Raw genomic sequence first — 20,561 nt, 5'->3', positions numbered from 1 at the left:
CTGAACAAGGCAAGCGTCTAATCTTAAATACACTTTAGTTCATCCATTAAGGTTGTTATGTTGTCTTTTCATCTCAAATATTTCAATATTTGTATTCGCAATTATTTTAATAACAGAAATATGCCAAGAGGTGAAAATTGTTAAATTTAATAAGCCTACTGATATAGCCTATTGTGCCTTTTGAGGCCGCGACTATATTTAATGAAATTGCCTGATTATTTTGATTTCTGATAAAAGGCCTTGCTACTTTTCCTTTCGATAAGAAATATTATTGAAATTAAATTTCGAATCCGTAAGTTAAAAAAATTTGACAAATTGCTTATTACTTGTTATCCATGGTTCAAAAACATATATTCACCTCCTATTTTGTTTAAGACAGCTTGGAAGATCATCATAGGAACGCAATATTGATTGTGCTCGCCTTTAGCATTGTTACCGCTTTACTTGCATCTATAAATACCAGCTTTACAATGGGTCAGCTTACAGTCCCAGAATTTAAAAGGATTAAACACATAATACATGCTAATCAGGGACAATCACAGGCGGCCGATACTTTGTTAGCTTCCCGAGGGCCTACCCATATTTCGAGGGGATGCATCGCTTACAATTCGATAACTCACACTATAGTTGTGAGTTGTAGCAACACTACTAGACTTTCTGATATAGCAGCAAATTTAGAGGATTCAACCGTATTAGAAAAACAGACTCCAAATGGTGTTTGGTTGTTGAACGCCAACCTGGTGGTTGGCAAAGGAGCAGCTTTTTCGATTGATTCTACGGACACAAAGTGGCTAAAAATAAGCTCAGAAGTAGTAAATCCAAGCATTTCTACTCACCCATATAGCATAGACGTACATGGAACGCTTAACATTGATTCTGTAAAAATAACATCATGGGATCCTAAAACGAATTATTATAGTATAACTAATGGCTCAAGAGAGGCAGTGGCTCCTGGGACAAAAGGAGCAACTTCCAATGGTTACATAATCCATTTTGGGGCACCGAGACCATTTATCAAAGTTGAGCATGACGCAACTGGCACCACAAATATCACCAATTCTGAGATTGCATATTTAGGATACGAAAGTGGGAGTACGTCTAATGTAGGCTCAGGAGGCCTTAACTATTATGGGGGAAATGGGAGCTTAATAAGCGGTAATAGCATTCACGATCTTTATTTTGGTTTCTATTCAAGTGGAGTGAGTTTTATAGTGTTGCAAGGCAATCAAGTTTATAACAACGCAAATTATGGCTTGGACCCTCATACCGGTACTCATGATATGGTAATGAGATATAATATAGTTCATGATAACGGTGCCCAGGGAATAATATGTTCATTGAATTGCTATAATATCTTAATTGAAAATAATAGACTTTATCACAATGACAAGGCCGGTATCATGTTTAGCAGAAATATGACTAATTCTGTTGCTAGAAACAATATTATTTCAAATGAAGTAGGAGGCATTCTGGTTTCACAGTCAAATAATAACCATATTTATAACAACACGATTTCAAACTCACAGTACGGTATTAGTGTCTCATTCGGCTCTTCTGGGAATAGATTTTACTCTAACACAATTGAAAATTGCTCACACTTTGGAATATCCTCGCAAGACACAAAATCAAGTGGTGCCCAAAACGTCTTCTACAACAATCGCATTATTAATACACCTTCTACTTCTAACCACAACACAGGCATATCTCAATCAAACGATTTAAAAAATCAAAACACAAAAACTCATAGCCACCATGGTCATCATTGAAGAAGATTTGTTTTGTAAATCTCAATATTGCCATCACTATGTCTTAGCAAGAAGTTCAAGGGGAAATCTGATGATTTGTCTACATTTCCAGGAGGCAGCCAGTGAATCTCATTTAAGCACGTCTGAGAGACTTGAAATTCAGTCCCATTAACGAGAGGGGCTATGAGATTCAGAATTAGCCTATTCTGAAGAAGTTGAGGCATGAACATGGATAAGCATCAATTACGATACATTGCAACTACGAATCTGCGCTCTCTATTAATGTAACAAATTTGCTATATTGCTGCACAAAGTTCTGTCTTTATGTGTCATCAAAATTAATCCGTGGTATCTGCGATAAACGATCTTTCCCATTTTTCTAAATTAAAGTGGCTTAACATTTTATCATACGAATTCGGATGCTTTGTTATATGTGGGTTGGTCTAGCGGCTAAATCTATCCATTACTCATATCCCCTTGTATACCAAATAGTATTTCGTAATATAGCTAGAGTTTGTATCTCTTTTCTGCTTTTTGTAATATATCCAAACTTAATCTTGGTATAATTTGGTGGCCAAGGTTTGGGATATGATATTTGGAGAACAAGCCTTGGCCAATGGCTCGACTACCTCGGAACTCCGCACGGTGCTATAAAATGAAAAATGAGAAATCATCTTCATATTTTGACAGTTTAAATTGATTATTCTTCATATTTTGTGAGTTAAAGTATTAATTTGTTAAAACTTGGTTAGATTCCCATACCAAAATTTCTTTTTCATGGCGGTAGTCTGCGAAGAGTTCTGGGAGTACTTCTATATGCAATCTTGGAAAGACAATATGAGAATTTATAGCATGTGGCTGCATCGGATATTTTGGGATCGTGTTCAATTCCTTGATTTAACCTGGACTGTTATTTGGGCCAATTCTGTAAATTGAACCTCCGAACGTAAGTACATATAAGAAACCATTTGGTCCGACCTGTAGGTCTGTGATACCTCCGCCAAAGCCGCTGCCAAGTATGAAGGTAGCAGCATCTTCAGGTGTATAAGCTATTTTGTCTGCAAATTTACTATTAAGTAGTAATTGTGTTCTATTTTGGTTTAGCTTGAAGTGGTATAGGTTGCCGTTATTATAATCCCCTACAAAAAGATCATTCTGGTACCGCTTACCTAACAAAGTTGAATTAAAAAATTTAAGCGCAGTAGGCGCTACAGTCTGCGACCAAATGAATTCTGGGGCACTGTATTTACCTTTACCTCCAAAGGTGACTAGGTCTGAAGGATGAACGCTTTCTTGGCCAGTATCTTCGCCCCCTATAGATCCTACGGGAGTCCAAATACCTTGTACTTTGGCCCAACCACTATTAAACCCAGCCTCAACAAGGTTTATCTCATCTCCGTAGTTGGGACCATTTTCGGTATCCCATAATTTTTTGGTAACCGGATCAAAATCTAAACCAAAACTATTGCGTATACCATATGCATAGTATCGATTCAACGGATAATTATTACCAAGTGGACTATTTGGCACGACCTCCCCATCTTGAGTTGCTCGTATTACTCCGCTAGTTAAGTCCGGTGGTCCGCCCGAAGGCACATTTTGAGCCTCAGTCCTATGAGTGAGAAGATCACCAATTACAGCATAGACATTCTTGTCGGGCCCAATGATTACTTTACCTCCATTATGAAACGGACCAGGGTCAGCGGGGAGGCTTAAAATAAGCTTCGGGTTAACTAGCTTGTTGTCAATAAATGAATATCGATAGACGCGATTCCCTACTGAAGCGCCATTTTTATTTTCAGTGTAATAGAGAAATACAAACGTATTGGATTTACCAGATTGAGTTGCAGGATGCTGAGCAACAGCTATGCCCAGCAGTCCACGCTCCCCGTCAGTTGAAATATTCACCCGTAGAATTGGTAGCGGCAATATCGTACGGTTTACTATTTCTTGTACTGTGCCTTGATCTTTTTCTAGCACCAAAATTTCGTCACGACCTAAAAATGCCATGCTCGTGGGGTTCCGAAGCCCGTCGAAGATTAATTCGGCCTTTAGGCTTCGATCCATTATAACAGGCTGCAATCCTTGCGTGTTCTGTATTTGCGCTATGATTGAGGGAACGATGCGAGCTATTAGTATACCAGATGTTAAGATAATAATAATAATAATAATAATAATAATAATAATAATAATAATAATAATAATAACCATCGTTAGTGTCTCCTTGTTCTGGCCAAGACCCTTTACGATCAAATCATACAAAATTGTCGCTTCAGGTAATATTTGATTTTGCTTTTGCTTTACTATCGAACTACTTCCTGCCTAGGACCCAATCAATACTTGCTTAAGAAAGAGTGTGATTTTGGGTATAAGCGGTGCCCGCGGTTAACGTAATTAAGGCTATCTTTAAATGAATAGGAGAATTGCAAAGTATTAGAATGGTACCATAGGTCACACTCATAAGGAGCGGTATAATCGCAAAAAGATTCGCTTAGATTGGGCCTATCTTTTTTTTGCAGCACAGTTCAACTTCAGCATGAATACATACAATATTGCCATGACATATGCTTGTAGGAATTACTGGAATACGCTTGTAATAGGCTTTAAAAAGGGTAGGTGGTACCCCAAACACTTGTACTATTAGCCCAAACACTGGGGATAGGTCTCCTGACCCAACCGAACGGACTTATAGTGGTAGCAGTACTAGTTCAAAGGCAGCAACTTGTGAATCTCTATAACTTGCTACAGAGGCGAGCAAGATGCTTCAACTGTAACTAAAGGATGAGTACACTCAATTCGCTCTTTTAGTACTACAATTAGTTATGCTTTACTCAAAATTTACATTTAATATTTTAAGCTTCGAAGCTTGTCTCAACTTATAGTCTTTAGGCAGGAATTATTCATTCTTACAATAGCAATAACTATCAATCTAATTAATTTTGATACTTGCCTGAAATCACTATCATCGTCTCTTCGCCTATGCCAAACCTTATCTGATTCTAATCTTTAAAGATGACCTTTAAGGTTTAAGAAAGTCTGTCTAAAGTTTCTAAATGGAAAATCGAATTGAATTCGATTCTCCCTCGTTCCAAACAGCTAACCTGAGCCGACTTAAGTAGAAACTACATTGTTCAGAGATAAACTGCCGGGAAAACAATTGTATTCAATAGATGTCATAACAAGAATAAAAACAAGCAGAAAACTGTAACCTATGTCAGTATCTAAAACTGCTACCCATGTGTGTAAGTACTACAGTTAGCTTTAGCCTTGTAAATCAAACATTAAGAATAATTATCAATTCAATATTTAGTGTCAATAGTACCCAATCATATTTAAATAACAAAGTTTTACTCTTAATTCAAATGGACTCTCGAAACCATTAATAATCACCATAACTTTAATTGATATGAAATAACCACATGAATATATCCGAATCAGAGACCCCCGTAAAGGTGGTAGCGAAGACGTGTGGTTGTCGGGAAAAAAATAGAACTAAGGTAACCTACGAATTTGTAGACTCGTATCATAATCTTTGCCTTGATAAAAAAGACATAATTTATGCTGAGCTAGATGCATGTGAAAGGCTCCTCAATTACGTAACAGAAATAGGTGACAAGACGACCGTCGAATCAGAGATCGTCGAATTAAAAATGGCTTTAGACCTTTTGACATAGAATAAAATTTGTTTATTGATCCAGACAGCCACTGTAGATATGTAATTTTTATTACTGAATGAAGTATTCTTTATTCTCTGATAGTAGAGGCAATATTTTCCTCAAGATTATAGTATCTGCCTCAACCTCAATATCGAAGGTTAGCAATAACAAGAATCTTAGCTTTTCATCATTCTTGATTGGGATGGTAGCTCTGACTAGTTTCTCATATCTACTGATCGAAAATTGTAGCTCACCTATCTTTGATTTGAATTTGTTTCTCGTAGCAGCCCTAATCGCGGCCTGAGCTGCTGCCCTCGCAGAATCCTCAAAAGTCATCAATGGCACTAAATTTTTTCTATATGCAGCTGCCATCAAATGACCTACATTATCGGCGATCGCTGCAGATCTTATAAAGTAATGCTTATCAATAATCTGTGCGCAGAAATTTTGAAAGTAGTCATCAGCAGGAGGATTTGTTTGGTGAGTGTTCAGGCTTCCCGCCAATGAAGTGCAAACTGCGATACCTTATTAAAACTTTTAGTAGGAAGTTGACAAGAGATACTTTGTTTGGTAAAGAGAATATCACTCACGACCACAAGGCTAGCCACTTGCTCGCTTCAGATTGATTTGAATCATCCTAATATTGTTAATCAAACTGAGTGCTTTTTGTGGCAAGCTCCCGTCATGGTTTTATATCTAAGCACTCGGTTGCTCTTGAAAACACATCAAAATTGGATTCTAAATGGGAGCCAATAGCCCAGAAAGATTGCGCAACTCTCAAGAACGTATATTATTGAGATTAGACTAAATCTAAATCTCAGAGCATCTCGAGCTTTGCATAGTATTTAAACTGCCAAACTCGAGGCCGTCTGAAATAAATTTTCAGAGCCGTTTCCTAGTGAAGCCGAGTTTCCGAATAGTTTTTTGGGCTAGACAACGTCCTAGATCACTTATTTATGTGTATATATGTTCTAGTCGATTCAGTCGACAACATTTTTATTCGACAGTGTAGTATAAAAAGTAACACTATGAAGTATAGGGACAAAAATGAGATAATAGCCCAAATCCTTGAGAGTGCCAACGGGAATAGGGTTCGCCTTACGAAAATTATGTATGATGTTTACATTTCCCATACAGTTACTAAGGAGTATCTTACACTCCTTATCGAGAGGGGCCTTATCCAGTATCTTGACGGTGAAAGAACATTCAAAACTACTGAAAAGGGTATGAACTTCTTGCGTATCTATAGCAAAGCTCAGGAGTTAAACCCAATCAGTACTAAATTCAGTAATAGAAAAGAAGCATTGGCTTACTGAAAGGTTAAAGATTCTTTTTTGTTCTATTAAGTCTTTAGGTTTTTTATTAATAATTTGAATATTTGTTGAGGGAATTATATACAGAAAGAGATTAAATTACAGACCAGAAGGATGCTTACTTTTGATTTCATTACCATTTGTATGGTAAGCAGGACCATAGTTACTACATGTGGATGTCAAGACTACTAATTATTTCCTACTTTGAAGTTGGTACTCTAGCTATGTTGTTACAATCCAAACTGTACCCTCTTCCCACATTCTATTTGGTGGAATAAAGTAGGAGTTATGACACACACATGGTACATTCAATACATGTATTAGACTAGTGGGATTGATCTCTGTTTGAAACTTTAATTGACATCTAAACCAACAAATAATTATATTAGATGCCATCATAGGCAATCGCAAGTTTTAAGCAGAACTTCAGTCATTGAATATAACCATACTAACCCACTTTACAAATTATATATTTTATGGAACTAAAGTCTTGCAGGAAAACGCGTTTAAAACGACTGAGGGTAAAAGATCGTTATTGAGTAATTATCCAACATAATGTCACAAACCTTGACCAAGAATACGCAGAACTATACGAGTAGCTGAACGAAGAGGAACTCTGCTATGAAACCGCCAAATCTCCAAATGTAATGTGTACTTTTCTCAGAGAAATCTACTTGGATATAGGAATAGCAATTATTATCTCAAGTGAAATATAATATGAACCAGATCCTCTTCGTAAGATGAAATTTAGTATCGCAATTTTGGGATTGGCATTAATAGCTGTAGCCTCGATCTCAATTGCTTTGGTAGAAAATGTCCAACTGGCAAAGGCTGAATCAGTCAATACCAAGAAGACCACTACTTCGTGTGATGGATCTGAGTGCCATACAATGGAATGCATAAATGGTAATTGCCAATCGTCAATCAGTAACGCTAGTAGCGCTGTCAACAAAATAATGCAAAACTCAACAGTCCCATAATAGAAACATCCTTACGAGAACACAAACCTTGAAAGACGTGTAGTGAGCTATGATCTATGCCTGAACAAGAAGTAGCACTTTTTTTTAATATTGAAAGCTTTGTGATCCATCATTTAGCAATTCTTATGTTAATTCCTTATTTGAGTTGAGTCCTGTCCGATTACATGCTATTTATCGGATTGGATTTCTGGAATGTCGAATAGTATACTGTAACCCCTGCGCTACCTGCTAATAACAATATTCCAACAATCATGATATCATAAATGGTTCCAAGATAGCTTTCATGATCCGCAGTAATTTGTTCAAGCTGTTGGCATTCTACTAGCGCGTCTGTCGCAGGTGGGTTGGATGAGTGATTTAGCACTGCGTAACATTTGTTTATAGTATCATGGTCGTCAGCAATCTGATCTCGCATAAACAAAGCTTGGCCTAAGGTATAACCTAGTATTGTGGCCCCTGACAGTAAAAGACCTAATATTACTGACTTGTACGGATGCATATGATATTATGATGTACAATGCTCATTTTATGCATTTTGACCATGGTGTTAGTCAAAGGTTTGATTCATTAAAAGAATTAATTGCTACGTAGGGATAATTATTTTTTAGTATGAATAGCACGGAGATAGAAGCCCAAATTATATTTTTTTTGTGATCAGACTATTCCTTTACTTCACGGAGGTGGCATTCTATGTCTTTCAAGTTCAAAGGTTCTAATATTGACTTTAGAAGTTTGAACTTTGTGAGTTGAGCCTATCTGCAGTTCCGCTTCAGGTAATTTTTTATTTGTCGCACTTTTTAACATCATAGGCTGCTTGATTTCCATTTTGTTGTGCGCTCCTCTGAAGTCCATGAATTAAGCTTTTTTCTGAATTGTACCTAGTTCGAAGTTAGCTCTCAAGAGGTATGCTTTCGTTATGTTTTGCAGCTTGAAAATGCTACGATTCACAGAGATGACTACGTCGTAATGTGCGGTACGGCTTCATATTCGCGTAGTAGTAGCTTATGTTGGCGGAAATCAGGGTCACATAATTCAACTATTTTCCAAAATTCTTTGGAATGGTTAAGCTGTATGAGATGAGCTAATTCATGAATTATAATATAATCAACTAATTCTAATGGCAGGGAGCTCAGATGTATGTTAAAGCTTAAATTTCCATTTTTTGAGCAACTCGCCCATCGCGAACGGTTTTCTCGTATAAGGATTTTATTATATGAAGGAAGGTTTCCATCCCTTTGTCTCAAGATGCTGAGACGTTCCAAAACTATCCTAGTAGTCTCTTTCGAATACCAATGCTTGATATCTTTTTTGAATTTTCGTTTATCAGGGACGTGAAATGTTATTGCATTTAGATTGTCAGATACAGTTGCAGTAAAAGTCGAACCTCGTGTTACTCGTAGATTGTATCGCTTGCCTAGATAAAGGATAGTCTCTGGTTTGAATGTCTCCTCACCGTACTTGCTTCTGAGAGATTCATAATACCAGGAAGTTTTGGATATCCATGTTTTTTTATTGTTAATGAATTTCATTAATTCCTCATTATCCAAGCTGTGAAACACGGGCATCACTAGATAAAAGCCGGTAATTTTCGCCTTTAAGGACAGATGTTTTGCTCTCTTACTTTTCTGAAGCTGTATTTCAAGTGTTTTACCGCCTGGCAGCCTAATAGGCAAAGACAAGTGCTTTCTCTAGACTGATACCGGTGCTAATATTTGAATTTATTATCCATAAAATCAAGTGAAAAATGGGCATATCACAAGCATACAAAAGTTTCATTCCTTTGTTTGTTACTTTTCCCATTCGGCGTTATGGCTTAAATGAGCTCCTAACTTATGTTTTAGGCAATTCTATGGTTTAGGATTGTTCCAAGGCAAAAGTCGTTATCCTGCTGAAACTCTAGTATGCTATGTAAACTTGATATATTGACGATCCTTTTGTTTAAACTGAGGAGTTATATCTGCGTCCTCGGTGCCATGAATTTTTAATATGTGTTCGCTTCCTTTTTTCCACAACTCTTCCTCTGTGATCCCTGTAGCTACAAATTCACAATCCGCCAATCCTATGTCACGACATGCTAATGACAGCATCGTTGATATCTATTAAGGCATGGTCATTAAGTTATTTAACGATAAGTGGTTTATTCAGAATATTTATCAGGCGACTAGAAGTTGATTTTAATTTTAGTTGAACTCCATACAAAATATAGGTTCATTTGATTGATTAGATGGATTTGGCATTAGTTCTTAAAGCATATACTATGAGTTTTTGATAGGTCGAGGGGGTTATTTCTGCTTTAGTACATGCAATAAATAGTCTCTTGATGGATGACAAAACATCTATCATTTGGGATAAAAATTGCTTTCGTAAACATGCTGATTACGTCCTTTGTAAACATACTCATTTTCGAGTGGGTAATCCTTTAATTGAGAGTAAAATACAATAGGTGGGGAATGAAAAGCAACGAGGTATTTGTTATACTTGTTCTAATTGTTGCATTGGGAGTATTTGCTATTCCGTTTGGAAGTCCCAAGTTCCTTGGTGAGGCTATCGCTTTAGAAGTAGCATTCGTTATCCTGGCAGCCTTAATTTGGAGAGGGTATTCAAAAGCATTGTATGCCTGTATCGCATTAGGAGTGCTCGTGATTCTCGGAAACGCACTATCCCCAGCTCACGTTAAGCTGATGACCACCTTTTCAAAGCCAATTAATGCTTTGATTCTAATAATTGGAGGATACATTTTGGCGGGGGTACTAGTTTATACCGGAATGAAGGCAATTATAAAAACAAAACATCCTGTCAAGTTGGTTTAATCTTTCCATTAGTAAAATTCGAATATCTGCGTTGGCGCCATTTAATTTGTAATGATCTCTTTCTTGGGAAGTACACAACGATGATGATATCAGTCGATTCAGAAGGGTGGTAATTCGTATTTGCTACTCGGAATATGGCAGTAGAACTACTCTATTTTGTATCGAGGATTTGTCGTATCTTATTAGCGGTTTATAAGCGGAGAATTGTTAGTACGAAGGCAATGCACCGGAAAAAATAACAATTCAGATTGTTTATAGCTTATATCTTGCTATTTTCCTGGCGTATTTTCCCCGCGTAATCCCAATTTGTTCCAAAGATTAATTCTTTTACGGAGCAAGTTGAAATGAAAATATACCTGCATTCTGCCTAACGTCAGTAGCTTGCGGTGGGGAAAAGCTCGGAAGAGCCTGGACATCAATGGGTGACAGTTACAATCGTTGTTCGGTTAGAGTCGTGAATTGAAAACGTTGCATGAAGCTCTAAAGGATTATTTTGATTTATCGTTAGCCTTCAACTTTGTGTTAGTCAAGCCACACTCTTTACATTTGTACATTGTCGCATTTTCCAGTTCACTCTCAGGTAACATTTCTGAGCCACAACATGCGCAGTTCACAATGTGATTGATGTGGAAGTAGGCTATTTAAGTCTAGGATCATATTATAATAAATTTTTACATCACGACGGGATCCATTCAGCTCTAGATGTTAATCTCCACATCTTAATAATAGTAGTCATTTTGCGAGGATGAATACCAAATACTCAGCCTTTTAAGCTCCGCCAAAAACAAATTTACCCGTAACGGAAAAAAATGAAGGTTTTAATCTCACCTAAGCTAAGGTCAAGATGCGAATGACTATGAATTGTCCGCTCTGCGGTGCGTTGATGGTCTGGATAAATGGAACCATTAGCCATGATCCTCCTGTTAAGTACTATGAATGTAGATATGATAACATACGTGTTACAAAGTATCAAGATGAAACCTACGATATCCACTATCCACAAGAGAAAACCAAAAAATTGCATTCACATGTCGAATGAATTTGTGAAATTGAAAAAGCTATTGAAAGGCATTTATATGAATGGAACATTTGCTCGTCTGAGGCTCAAAATCCCCCCAAAAGTTTGGCGCTTTGATTCAGGCCTCCAAGTTAAGATATAATGTCATTGGAATATCCTCCCTGGAATGTTCTTCTGGAGAAGGAAAGAATATTTGACAAAGAAATTAACAGCAAACTGAGCAAACCCATCACTGGACAGTCAGATAAGGACAAGATTATTGAAAGTGCGTTTAGAACTTCTTTACATATTTTGCCCATGCCTTTCGATGCAATTGCAGAAAGCATCTATGATGGTGTGGATGGCTATGAAAGAGAAAAGTTGGGTGAAGTCAAAAGCTTTTTACACACCTTGGCCAAGAAAGGTGAAAAGCACTACGCATCAATAGCCCCACGAGTTAGCGAAATAACCTCAGACGTATTAAAACTAAAAAATGAAATAGCCAAGAAAAGTACACTTCTTTATATACGAGATATACTGGTAGGCAAATATAACGATGTAGATCAACAGATTTATAGAATAACCAAGGCACAGGAGGATCTAACAGATTATTGAATCTTTTAATGTATTAGCAAGTTAAAGTTTGATTGAGTATGTCACATTAATGATAGATAGCCGATCGGTTCCGTTCTTTGAATTTGCCGCAAAATTGGACATGGCATTCCCGTTAAAGCTCCTGCGATTTGACACTCCTCTATTGTCCGCTGTTCTTTACCAATATTTATTAAAACAAAAGTAATGCAACGAGATATAATGTAGAACCTTCTGCAGGACAGTATTAATGACACAAAAAAAAAAAATGGGCTGTCCACATTACAAGAAAAATATTACAACCCGCTCTACGTATCTTGTCAAAGGAATGTCTAGTTACTATTGGAAAAGGTAAAGACCAATTAAGTGATAAAGGCGAATTTCTAAAGGAAGTTAAAAACAAACATGCAATCCTATGCACTCTGCTGGATAAAATCGATGCTACTGTAATGGATGCAGCTGGTGAAGGACTGAAAGTCATCAGTTCCTATAGCACAGGAGTAGACCATATCGATATAAAAGAAGCAACCAAAAGAGGAATCTATGTTACTTGCACAGGCGATGTACTCACAGAATCAACTGCTGATCTTGCATTTGCATTAATTATTGCTACACCAAGACGAATTATCCAAGGACACAACTTCGTCATACAGAAGAAATGGGTAGGCGGATGGGATCCAGAACTCTTACTAGGTTCGGATGTATATGGAAAGACCCTAGGAATCATTGGGTTAGGAAGGATCGGATCCGCCGTTGCTCGTCGGGCAAGGGGCTTCGATATGAAAATCTATTACCATAATCAACATAGAAATATTCTATCTGAAAAACTGACAGGAGCCAGACTAGTTGATTTCGATAGCATTATGATTGAAAGTGATTTCCTAACCTTACATTGCACCTTAAACAATCGAACCTATCATTTGATAAATGAGACAAATCTAAGACAAATGAAGCAAACAGCGTTCCTAATCAATACAGCAAGAGGACATATTATCAATGAGTTGCACTTGATTAAAGCGCTACAATCCAAATGGATAGCAGGAGCAGGCCTTGACGTGTTTGAAACGGAACCACCATTGAAGACTAACCTCCTGCTCAAGATGGAAAACGTTGTATTGCTACCACACATAGGAAGCGCTACAGTTTCAACACGCGCAAAAATGGCTGAAGTGGCAGCTAATAATTTGCTTCTGGTCTTACATAAGAGAAGGCCAATTGCTCTTGCTAACCCGAGTGTAGCTAAACATGATCAGATCAATTAGTGAGACGAATCCAGATCCGTAGAATACCGCTTTTAATTCGAGGTAGAACACTAGTTATTAAATTATAACATCCAACATAAACTAAGAATGAACCTTACGAATTGCGACCGAGAATATTGAGCATTCTCAACGGCTTTTTGGACTTGCCCTCAAGTGTATAGTCATCTTATCGCAGAAGTTGTTGGATGTGACGACGAACAAGTACGATACTAACGTAACACCCCGTTTCTATAACAATGAGAATCCAAACAACGAGAGAATTATCAGAAGTCAACACAAAAAAAATGACGAAGAAGGCAAACAGATTAGCAATTCCGACTATTGCAAGAGCCTTCCAAAGATCTTCCCACGCTCGAAGGTCCACACTATTTCACATAGGTAGGAAATTATCTAAAGGTTCCAGATCCTTTATTAAATTAGCCAATAAGACAATGGGTATTGATCCCCAATTAAGCATGAGGTTATATATCCCTCGCGTGAAAGCGACACAAACATGAATGAAGGAATTTTGTTATGACAATAAATGCTGGGGTAGCTATTCTCTTTTCTAAATCTTCAGAATTTGTAAAAGGCAGTGTCATGCCAAAAAGAATTCTAGAAGCTCAAATTTTGTGCTTTCGCTAAAAGCTGTGAATGATATCAAGAGAAACCATTTATAAAAGCGATTTCTCATTTTTAAGCAATGAACGATACCGGCTGAGGATATCTTGTTTCGTCAAAATAATCAAATTGTTGTCAAGAAAAGTGAGGGTCAAAGCGAATCAAAAAGATTCCTAAACTTTCTAAGTCTGTCTGTACTAAAGCAATCGTGTTGCTGTATGCATCTAGTGGAATGAGATTAAATGCTTTAACTAAACTAAAATACCAGCCGATTTGTCGCTTGTGGATTGTTTCACTCTGAATACATGATCAACATTGATGTAAAATTACTGGTCTGAGTCTTAGAGACTCGACCAATTAACTAGAAATAGCCGTGAATAGTAATAAATGTGATAATTCTAGCCACACCAATATTTTAGACAATAGTACAATCAGCAATTAAGCTATGCAGATTTCTACTAATGTTATGACCAATAAGTCGTTGAGTAAATTCGAAGAGCAGACAGGGTGTGTTTAATCCCTATTAAAGTAGACTGGTGGGCTGTGTTTTTCGTTCCAGTGCATTAGGAAATTTTGAACATCTGTCTCTAGCTCAGATCTTGATCTAACTAAAAACGAATGTCCAAATCGCCAACCAAGGGTGTTACATTCCTCACATTCTTTTTCATAGGATGAATTGAAACCATAAGCTTCTCCAACAACACATTTAGATGGCATGTCGAGCTCAAAATACCACCTGAACCACTTCAATGACAAGGGGAACGGTAATTTCTTTTCTTGCTCCAGCCTTTTTGCCCATTTCGGTGCAACATCCTTTAGTGCAAGGCATCTTCTGACGGGCTCCACTAAAGAAGATTTTCCATCCATGGCTTTATATTGAGCTTCTTACTATTTAAAATGTAGTCTGGCACGTCTTCATAAGTCAGCGGATATATGTTCAATACCCTTTCTTGCCGGAACGGTTAGACTACAGAAGATGATCTTTTTATCTTCGGATTGAATTGTTGAATTTAACGGACAACATCGGAAGATAGTGTGCAGTAGTGTGGGGGCATCCAGACTTTAACATATCGATTAGACAGGGAGAAAAGGTCAGGTAACATTTCTGGTGGTCCCATTTCTAGAGCCATCAAGTACCTCAAAGCAGAGCGAGTACTAAAATAAATCTAAAGCGTATTTATAGTATGTTGGACAAATTATCACGTATGACAGACATCGCAAAAAAGGTAAAAAATGCAAGCCAAGATGCTGAAGCGAAAATCAAGACAGAAGAAGATCACGCACGAGGCAAGCCTAGTTCAGAAACACTCAATAAAGCAAAAATCAAAGCCCGGGATGCACTAACGTAAGACGTCCTGACATCAATCCTTTTTTATTGATGGAATCAAATGCTGGAATAGCGTTAATTTATGCTGATTTCATCCTCCCTTAAGCGTGTCCTATGGTGTTAAGACTAACAGGTGTAGACTTGCTTCTTCCGAATTTAACAGCCGCTTCGAATAGCCATCTGATATCTGTCTCTGAAGTGTTGTAATGAACTTATAGATATTTACTAAATTACAGCTTTATAAACAAGGTGTTTTTTACTGCAAGGCCGAGAGGCGCCGTCAACTATTGACACACTTCAGTTTATTGTGATGATGTTAAATGGACGCCGTCAGGGATGATTTATGAGTCACTTATTTTAGATTCCAGCCCAATCCACTTATGTGATGTATGCTATTGAAAGGACTTAAGACACCAGTCTAACCACTGACCCGTATATTATGTTACTAATACTCCATATGATAAATAATGGCGAGGCAATATTAATTAAATGTCAAATCAAACTATATGTAGATGATGTTAAAGCGTGGGGTAATTTCATGGAACACGGAACAATCATGATTCTTTCTATTATCTCCGTAGCCGCAATTGCTGCTGTAACTATTGGATACTATCAAACAGCGTCAGACAAAGTGGTGGGTGCACAATGCGATAAATCCAAGTTAGTATGTCGAGTACGAAGCGAGACAACTCATTTCGGGGGATACCTTCCAACGTACTCATACTCCTACATTCCATTTCCAGTATATGGTGCAGGTCTTGGCATTTATTCTTCTGGTTTAGACCTGGAGAATCGGAGCGATTGCGATAGATGCCTTGACAACGTTACTGACAGGGACGAACAGCAGATTATCACTTCAAAGTCTCCTGTGCCTGAGTCTGAGCTATCATTGCAAAAACGTATATCGCAATTAACTCGAGCAAAGCAACTTTAATACTAGCGCCAGCTAAGTCAGCCAACCGTCAAGTATTCCAGATACTATCAGGAGGAGATNNNCCAGTTGAAAGGCATCTTTATTGAGACTGCAAATTGCTAGCGATATCGCTAGTGATACATATATATTCCTTAATGTACAATTGATACCATGCAATTATTAGCCCCGAAGCAAAAAATTTCCCTGTCAAGGGCGATCACTGCTTTAGCCGTTTCAGTCGTTGCTGACGCCATGGAATTTTTGGAGATACCATTGTTTTCTATTCCTGTAATAGGAGAAGTACCCAATGCAGCGATAGTGGGTGCGCTTTACACAATAACTAGAAATAAAAAGTCAACAGCACTAAACCTAATAAAATTCATTCCCGTGCTCGGAAGTGTTATCCCTATTTACACAATTACTACCTTAATGTGGATATACACAGAATCACAAAAACAAAATGTAAAATTATCCGATTATTTGAAGAATCAATGACCGTTTATAATGAACCTAACCTTAAAGTCCACGTTAATAATCAAAGACGGGCTGTCTCTGATGTGATATTGATTCTAATGGCGCTTCGTTGGAACGTTGCTCAACACGTTGACTTTATTTGTACACATTTTTTCGTATGGTTGAAAAACGATCGCCCAAAATCGCTCAATATTCCGATGATCGAAGGAGGAAGTACCATTTGGGTATAGCATCCGCAGCTGCAACTATAATAGTGGGCATCATAGTTCTGATAATAATAGTTGCGATAATTGTCTTCCTAATAAAGGTGATAGCCCCAATTATTGCAGGATTGATAATATTAGTGTTAGTAGTTGGAGTAGGGATATGGATATACGGCAAGTTAAAATCCTGACTCATCTTAGTATCTGGAAGTATAAAATGCTTCATAGTCTGACTTTAACTCGCTGGGATTGCATTAAGTAGATCTCTTACCTTCTCTCCAGTCATCTGTAGTCGAATACTTTACCCGAACAATCGTCGATCTTAGAACCAGCGTCTCCTAATACAGCGCCATTTATGACTCCTGTAATTAATAGTATCCCCCTAAGGTAATATCAGCAATACGGTTAAGAGCTCCAGGAGTAGAACGGCCGTAAATAGTATTAAGAAATTGTCGCTCATTGCGAAGTGTTGAGCATAATTCCATAATGTAGCGGCTGTGTTTCCATCCAAATATCCCAAAACAAGTTTTTTGTGTACCACGTCAGTGCAACCACGTATTTTCAACAAACTTATCCACAAACCCACCGTCGTACGCCTTTTGTTCAGCAGGATATTCGTGGTCCATGTTACAAGTGAATGATTTTGATCTGTCTAGCCTGAATGGATTAATTGTAACGTTTCCATTTGGATTGTTCGTCAAGAGTGCTTGTATCAACCCGTTGACTGAGGGCGCATTTGGCGAGGCAGTGAATTTCAGCTCATCTGTAGGATTAGTATCATCAGGCAATGTACTGAAGTAGAGATTGAAGGAGACATTTTACTGGAAAAGGATAACAATGTGTTTTAGAGTCTCTGTATTTGTTGATGCATCCGAGGACAAAGTAGCGGGACCCTTTATGTTACAAACAAGCTGCTAGAGAGAAGTAAACATATTACCGTAATCGCTCCAACTAAAGTTACTAGCTATTTCATCGACCAGATTTAATAATTTCGTCTTCTCTATCTTGCCAATGATTCATGTTGAGCATATAGATCTATCTTCATTAGATCTGTTATGAGGTATTCACAGTATTTGATCTATGAACTATCGGATGAGATCTGCTTATTAGGAACAGATACTAATAATTAATGAAACATAATAATAATAAACAAATTCCTTGCTCATCTGAGGTCACTTAGAGAAGATAGGATAAGAAAGGAAACACAGCATCATATGCATATGTGGGTATGTTATAGATGTAGCTTAACATTTGATACTTTTTATCTAGCTAGCCTACACGCAAATTTGTATGGTCACAAGATCCGCGATCGCAAGCAAACAATCACTTAGACAGTTGTGATCCTAGCCGAAATAATTCCAGTTCTAGATAATCATATGGTGATGAAACTTCCAACTCCGATAAGATTAGTTTAATTTATTTGCACTGGATAGAGTAATAAATAGATCTATTACCTCAAACTAATTATTTCACCAAGGATCGTAGTAGCCAAAATCGGCCCCACGGAGGGAAACCTGGAACCAGCAATTGCTGAATGAAGTCGCCCGAATTAGCATGCTCTGCAAGTAATGTGTCTGTTTGATACTAATGGGTTAGATCTGTGTGTAAGCCTGCACACACATAAGCATCTGCATTCAGGGCCTATAGATCTACTCTTCTAAGATCCTATATTCGTTTAATCGAGATACTTTCGCCTACTGGGACTACAAGAATCGAGTCTGCTTATCAATAAGAACGGATATTTTCTTATACATACATCTAAATATATTCAAAATGCATTCTGGCATGTAGGAGATATATATAACTCGTTTTATATTTTTTCTTATGTCTAATTCATCGTCAGAAGAAGACAAAGAAATTACTGAAAGAATCATTCGAACCGAGCCACAATTACGAGAGATTAATAAAGATTTCAAACAGATTGACAACACCATAGATAAAAATCATAAACTGTCAGAACCGATTATGCAACTTCAATCGCAGATAATGAGGCTTGAGACAGATTTAGCGGAGACTGATAAAACGATTAATTCTATCAATAATCAGCAAGAAGAAAGGTAAGGAGAGAAGTAAGAATGATAAGAGTAAGGGCAACAAGACCTAAAACATTCCTATACCCGTGGTCTGGATAAGTTTGGATTTATATTTACTAAGGCATGGGGATGTCGGAAAAAGTCTTGTTTCTGGTGGTACTAGTGATATGGCCCTCACAGAAAGTGCAAAAAAAGAAATAGCAATAGTGGCAAGGTCTATTAAGACATTAAACTTGCAAATTACTGCGATTCTTACTAGTCCTCTTAAACATGCTACACAAACTGCGAAAATACTCTCAAAAGCATTAGGTATGGAAAGTAAAATCTCGGTCTGTAACGAATTAGCTCCGGAGGGTAGCAGCGCAAAGTTATCAGAAAAATTACTGCGCTATCCGCTTAACTCATCTATTCTAATTGTTGGTCACAAGCCATACCTTTCAGATTTGATGTATGAAATTATATATTATGAAAATAGGCATCAGATGAAGAGAACCTCTGTTATGAGGAAACAAGCTATAGCAGAACTATCTCGAGGCATATTTCTAAAAAAAGCCGGATTTGCCAAAATAAGATTGGTTTCATTGACGCCTACGATGCGCGGGGAAATAAGATGGCTGATGACACCAAGGATTTTGAAACTACTACAATGTTCTCAAAGATAACTACAACAAATCTGGAAGTTCTGTAAACAAATCTGTGGGATGGCAATGACATAATATATTCTAAGCCTGAAATAGATAATATCGATGTAGATATTTGTAGTGTATGAAAATAGGAAAAACAATTGCTTCTAATGAGTTTCCCAACACGGTAGACAGCTTTTGGTTTGCACTTAAACCGAACGTGATTGTTAATCCGTTTGATTTTGTCACTGTAAAGAATGTATGTAATACTGAAAGTATAGGAATGGTACAATACTTGAGAACTTTTGTTGCGGACGCAGATAGCCGCAATGTTCGGCCCAAAAGTAAATTGAATGTTCGAGCTGGTATTATGGCCAGAGCAGTTGTGATGGCCACCGCAACAGCAAATACGGCAAATACAAAAAAGACTAATCCAGGACGCACAATAAATTTACCGGTCGGATTTGAAAAACCAGTTCGATTCGCCAGCAGTGAAGAGATAAAAACTGCTTTGGGTATTCCACATATGACAGAGCCGATCCCTGCAGGAATAATAGAAAATAGTAATGGCCTAAGTGTACCTATTTCTTTGGACATTTCGTATTTATTGGGACCTGATACAGCACATGTTAATGCGTCAGGGATTTCAGGGAATTCAAAAACATCTTATCTTATGTTTCTTTTGCAATCCATATATCAAAAACTTAAAAGAGACCAATATGTACTAATACTTTTCAACACTAAGGACCAGGACTTATTGCACATTCATGAAGATGAAACCGCACATAAGAAAATATCAAAGCAAAAGTCCTTTGAAATTCTCGACCTGGAATTAAAGCCATTTCAGAATGTCACCTACTTCCTTCCACGAGGAAAGGATGGGAAACCTAACTCGTTATATGTACCTGATAAAAATACAAAAACTTATTCGTACGAGCTAGAAGATGTTTACGATAGACTAGAACTATTATTCTCAGAGATATATGAGCCCCATCATAATTTATCATCTATTATTAATTATATTTACGAATCCT

The 20,561-nt window shown here is 37.4% G+C and carries 20 protein-coding genes and 2 pseudogenes; 14 read left to right on the top strand and 8 right to left on the bottom strand.

Going from position 1 to position 20,561, the window contains the following annotated elements; all coding sequences use genetic code 11:
- Nucleotides 1–413 precede the first annotated feature (413 nt).
- Nucleotides 414–1,766, top strand: coding sequence for a right-handed parallel beta-helix repeat-containing protein (locus DYY65_RS07565; protein ID WP_370519324.1), 1,353 nt, complete (start codon nucleotides 414–416; stop codon nucleotides 1,764–1,766).
- Between the two features lie 876 nt (nucleotides 1,767–2,642).
- Here DYY65_RS07565 and DYY65_RS07560 read toward each other — a convergent pair.
- The gene (locus DYY65_RS07560; protein ID WP_162477367.1) at nucleotides 2,643–3,956 is read right to left on the bottom strand and encodes a PQQ-dependent sugar dehydrogenase; all 1,314 of its coding nucleotides are present in this window, start codon (nucleotides 3,954–3,956) and stop codon (nucleotides 2,643–2,645) included.
- A gap of 1,208 nt (nucleotides 3,957–5,164) precedes the next feature.
- Here DYY65_RS07560 and DYY65_RS07555 point away from each other — a divergent pair.
- Nucleotides 5,165–5,419 (top strand): hypothetical protein, encoded by a 255-nt coding sequence (locus DYY65_RS07555; protein WP_162477366.1) that lies wholly within the window; start codon nucleotides 5,165–5,167, stop codon nucleotides 5,417–5,419.
- A gap of 51 nt (nucleotides 5,420–5,470) precedes the next feature.
- On the opposite strand, the gene DYY65_RS07550 is transcribed toward DYY65_RS07555, so the two are convergent.
- Nucleotides 5,471–5,905, bottom strand: coding sequence for a hypothetical protein (locus DYY65_RS07550; RefSeq protein WP_162477365.1), 435 nt, complete (start codon nucleotides 5,903–5,905; stop codon nucleotides 5,471–5,473).
- A gap of 524 nt (nucleotides 5,906–6,429) precedes the next feature.
- On the opposite strand from DYY65_RS07550, the gene DYY65_RS07545 reads away from it, so the two are divergent.
- Complete coding sequence (locus tag DYY65_RS07545) at nucleotides 6,430–6,717, top strand: winged helix-turn-helix domain-containing protein (protein ID WP_162477364.1); 288 nt, start codon at nucleotides 6,430–6,432, stop codon at nucleotides 6,715–6,717.
- 737 nt (nucleotides 6,718–7,454) lie between these two features.
- Nucleotides 7,455–7,694, top strand: coding sequence for a hypothetical protein (locus tag DYY65_RS07540; RefSeq protein WP_162477363.1), 240 nt, complete (start codon nucleotides 7,455–7,457; stop codon nucleotides 7,692–7,694).
- Nucleotides 7,695–7,854: 160 nt separating this feature from the next.
- On the opposite strand, the gene DYY65_RS07535 is transcribed toward DYY65_RS07540, so the two are convergent.
- From DYY65_RS07535 to DYY65_RS07520, 4 genes are all read right to left on the bottom strand, one after another.
- Nucleotides 7,855–8,193 carry a hypothetical protein gene (locus DYY65_RS07535; protein WP_162477362.1) on the bottom strand — a complete coding sequence of 113 codons (339 nt, stop codon included), beginning with the start codon at nucleotides 8,191–8,193 and terminating at the stop codon, nucleotides 7,855–7,857.
- Nucleotides 8,194–8,366: 173 nt separating this feature from the next.
- A complete protein-coding gene (locus tag DYY65_RS07530; RefSeq protein ID WP_162477361.1) occupies nucleotides 8,367–8,519 on the bottom strand; it encodes a hypothetical protein in 153 nt (50 codons plus the stop codon).
- Between the two features lie 131 nt (nucleotides 8,520–8,650).
- Entirely contained in the window at nucleotides 8,651–9,373 is a 723-nt protein-coding gene (locus DYY65_RS07525; protein WP_201449394.1) for a M48 family metallopeptidase, read from the bottom strand.
- Between the two features lie 225 nt (nucleotides 9,374–9,598).
- Nucleotides 9,599–9,781 (bottom strand): DUF1059 domain-containing protein, encoded by a 183-nt coding sequence (locus DYY65_RS07520; protein ID WP_162477359.1) that lies wholly within the window; start codon nucleotides 9,779–9,781, stop codon nucleotides 9,599–9,601.
- A 363-nt stretch (nucleotides 9,782–10,144) separates the two neighbouring features.
- Between DYY65_RS07520 and DYY65_RS07515 the strand changes: the two genes are divergently transcribed.
- From DYY65_RS07515 to DYY65_RS07505, 3 genes are all read left to right on the top strand, one after another.
- A complete protein-coding gene (locus tag DYY65_RS07515; protein ID WP_162477358.1) occupies nucleotides 10,145–10,504 on the top strand; it encodes a hypothetical protein in 360 nt (119 codons plus the stop codon).
- 1,159 nt (nucleotides 10,505–11,663) lie between these two features.
- Entirely contained in the window at nucleotides 11,664–12,116 is a 453-nt protein-coding gene (locus tag DYY65_RS07510; protein ID WP_162477357.1) for a hypothetical protein, read from the top strand.
- 257 nt (nucleotides 12,117–12,373) lie between these two features.
- Complete coding sequence (locus DYY65_RS07505; protein ID WP_370519323.1) at nucleotides 12,374–13,354, top strand: 2-hydroxyacid dehydrogenase; 981 nt, start codon at nucleotides 12,374–12,376, stop codon at nucleotides 13,352–13,354.
- Nucleotides 13,355–14,467: 1,113 nt separating this feature from the next.
- On the opposite strand, the gene DYY65_RS07500 is transcribed toward DYY65_RS07505, so the two are convergent.
- The gene (locus DYY65_RS07500; RefSeq protein ID WP_162477355.1) at nucleotides 14,468–14,821 is read right to left on the bottom strand and encodes a hypothetical protein; all 354 of its coding nucleotides are present in this window, start codon (nucleotides 14,819–14,821) and stop codon (nucleotides 14,468–14,470) included.
- 338 nt (nucleotides 14,822–15,159) lie between these two features.
- Between DYY65_RS07500 and DYY65_RS07495 the strand changes: the two genes are divergently transcribed.
- The 4 genes from DYY65_RS07495 to DYY65_RS07480 all read left to right on the top strand — a co-directional run bounded on the left by DYY65_RS07495 (nucleotide 15,160) and on the right by DYY65_RS07480 (nucleotide 17,062).
- Nucleotides 15,160–15,303 carry a hypothetical protein gene (locus tag DYY65_RS07495; RefSeq protein WP_162477354.1) on the top strand — a complete coding sequence of 48 codons (144 nt, stop codon included), beginning with the start codon at nucleotides 15,160–15,162 and terminating at the stop codon, nucleotides 15,301–15,303.
- 435 nt (nucleotides 15,304–15,738) lie between these two features.
- Entirely contained in the window at nucleotides 15,739–16,215 is a 477-nt protein-coding gene (locus tag DYY65_RS07490; protein WP_162477353.1) for a hypothetical protein, read from the top strand.
- 150 nt (nucleotides 16,216–16,365) lie between these two features.
- On the top strand, nucleotides 16,366–16,689 hold the full coding sequence (locus DYY65_RS07485) for a hypothetical protein (RefSeq protein ID WP_162477352.1): 324 nt from the start codon (nucleotides 16,366–16,368) through the stop codon (nucleotides 16,687–16,689).
- Nucleotides 16,690–16,888: 199 nt separating this feature from the next.
- Nucleotides 16,889–17,062: a hypothetical protein gene (locus DYY65_RS07480; protein ID WP_162477351.1), complete on the top strand. Its 174-nt coding sequence runs from the start codon at nucleotides 16,889–16,891 to the stop codon at nucleotides 17,060–17,062.
- A 351-nt stretch (nucleotides 17,063–17,413) separates the two neighbouring features.
- Here the strand turns inward: DYY65_RS07480 and DYY65_RS07475 are convergent.
- Nucleotides 17,414–17,677, bottom strand: a pseudogene (locus tag DYY65_RS07475) (phospholipase); the annotation flags it as partial.
- Between the two features lie 1,018 nt (nucleotides 17,678–18,695).
- Between DYY65_RS07475 and DYY65_RS07470 the strand changes: the two are divergent.
- The 3 genes and pseudogenes from DYY65_RS07470 to DYY65_RS07460 all read left to right on the top strand — a co-directional run.
- Complete coding sequence (locus tag DYY65_RS07470) at nucleotides 18,696–18,932, top strand: hypothetical protein (protein ID WP_162477349.1); 237 nt, start codon at nucleotides 18,696–18,698, stop codon at nucleotides 18,930–18,932.
- Between the two features lie 58 nt (nucleotides 18,933–18,990).
- Complete coding sequence (locus tag DYY65_RS07465) at nucleotides 18,991–19,566, top strand: SixA phosphatase family protein (RefSeq protein ID WP_201449393.1); 576 nt, start codon at nucleotides 18,991–18,993, stop codon at nucleotides 19,564–19,566.
- 103 nt (nucleotides 19,567–19,669) lie between these two features.
- Nucleotides 19,670–20,561, top strand: a pseudogene (locus DYY65_RS07460) (hypothetical protein); the annotation flags it as partial.

This window comes from Nitrososphaera sp. AFS (assembly GCF_009898475.1).
In the GTDB taxonomy this organism is placed as follows: Archaea; Thermoproteota; Nitrososphaeria; order Nitrososphaerales; family Nitrososphaeraceae; genus Nitrosopolaris.
Note: the sequence above shows the minus strand (reverse complement) of the source record. Positions and strands in the feature narration are given on the sequence as shown.

What these genes read in the sequence shown, in the direction of transcription:
- DYY65_RS07535 (WP_162477362.1), bottom strand. Translation starts at nt 8,193, where the DNA reads ATGCATCCGTACAAGTCAGTAATATTAGGTCTTTTACTGTCAGGGGCC.
- DYY65_RS07520 (WP_162477359.1), bottom strand. Translation starts at nt 9,781, where the DNA reads ATGCTGTCATTAGCATGTCGTGACATAGGATTGGCGGATTGTGAATTT.
- DYY65_RS07545 (WP_162477364.1), top strand. Translation starts at nt 6,430, where the DNA reads ATGAAGTATAGGGACAAAAATGAGATAATAGCCCAAATCCTTGAGAGT.
- DYY65_RS07470 (WP_162477349.1), top strand. Translation starts at nt 18,696, where the DNA reads ATGTCTAATTCATCGTCAGAAGAAGACAAAGAAATTACTGAAAGAATC.
- DYY65_RS07540 (WP_162477363.1), top strand. Translation starts at nt 7,455, where the DNA reads ATGAAATTTAGTATCGCAATTTTGGGATTGGCATTAATAGCTGTAGCC.
- DYY65_RS07530 (WP_162477361.1), bottom strand. Translation starts at nt 8,519, where the DNA reads ATGGAAATCAAGCAGCCTATGATGTTAAAAAGTGCGACAAATAAAAAA.
- DYY65_RS07555 (WP_162477366.1), top strand. Translation starts at nt 5,165, where the DNA reads ATGAATATATCCGAATCAGAGACCCCCGTAAAGGTGGTAGCGAAGACG.
- DYY65_RS07490 (WP_162477353.1), top strand. Translation starts at nt 15,739, where the DNA reads ATGATAAATAATGGCGAGGCAATATTAATTAAATGTCAAATCAAACTA.
- DYY65_RS07495 (WP_162477354.1), top strand. Translation starts at nt 15,160, where the DNA reads ATGACAGACATCGCAAAAAAGGTAAAAAATGCAAGCCAAGATGCTGAA.
- DYY65_RS07510 (WP_162477357.1), top strand. Translation starts at nt 11,664, where the DNA reads ATGTCATTGGAATATCCTCCCTGGAATGTTCTTCTGGAGAAGGAAAGA.
- DYY65_RS07515 (WP_162477358.1), top strand. Translation starts at nt 10,145, where the DNA reads ATGAAAAGCAACGAGGTATTTGTTATACTTGTTCTAATTGTTGCATTG.
- DYY65_RS07485 (WP_162477352.1), top strand. Translation starts at nt 16,366, where the DNA reads ATGCAATTATTAGCCCCGAAGCAAAAAATTTCCCTGTCAAGGGCGATC.
- DYY65_RS07500 (WP_162477355.1), bottom strand. Translation starts at nt 14,821, where the DNA reads ATGGATGGAAAATCTTCTTTAGTGGAGCCCGTCAGAAGATGCCTTGCA.
- DYY65_RS07560 (WP_162477367.1), bottom strand. Translation starts at nt 3,956, where the DNA reads ATGGTTATTATTATTATTATTATTATTATTATTATTATTATTATTATT.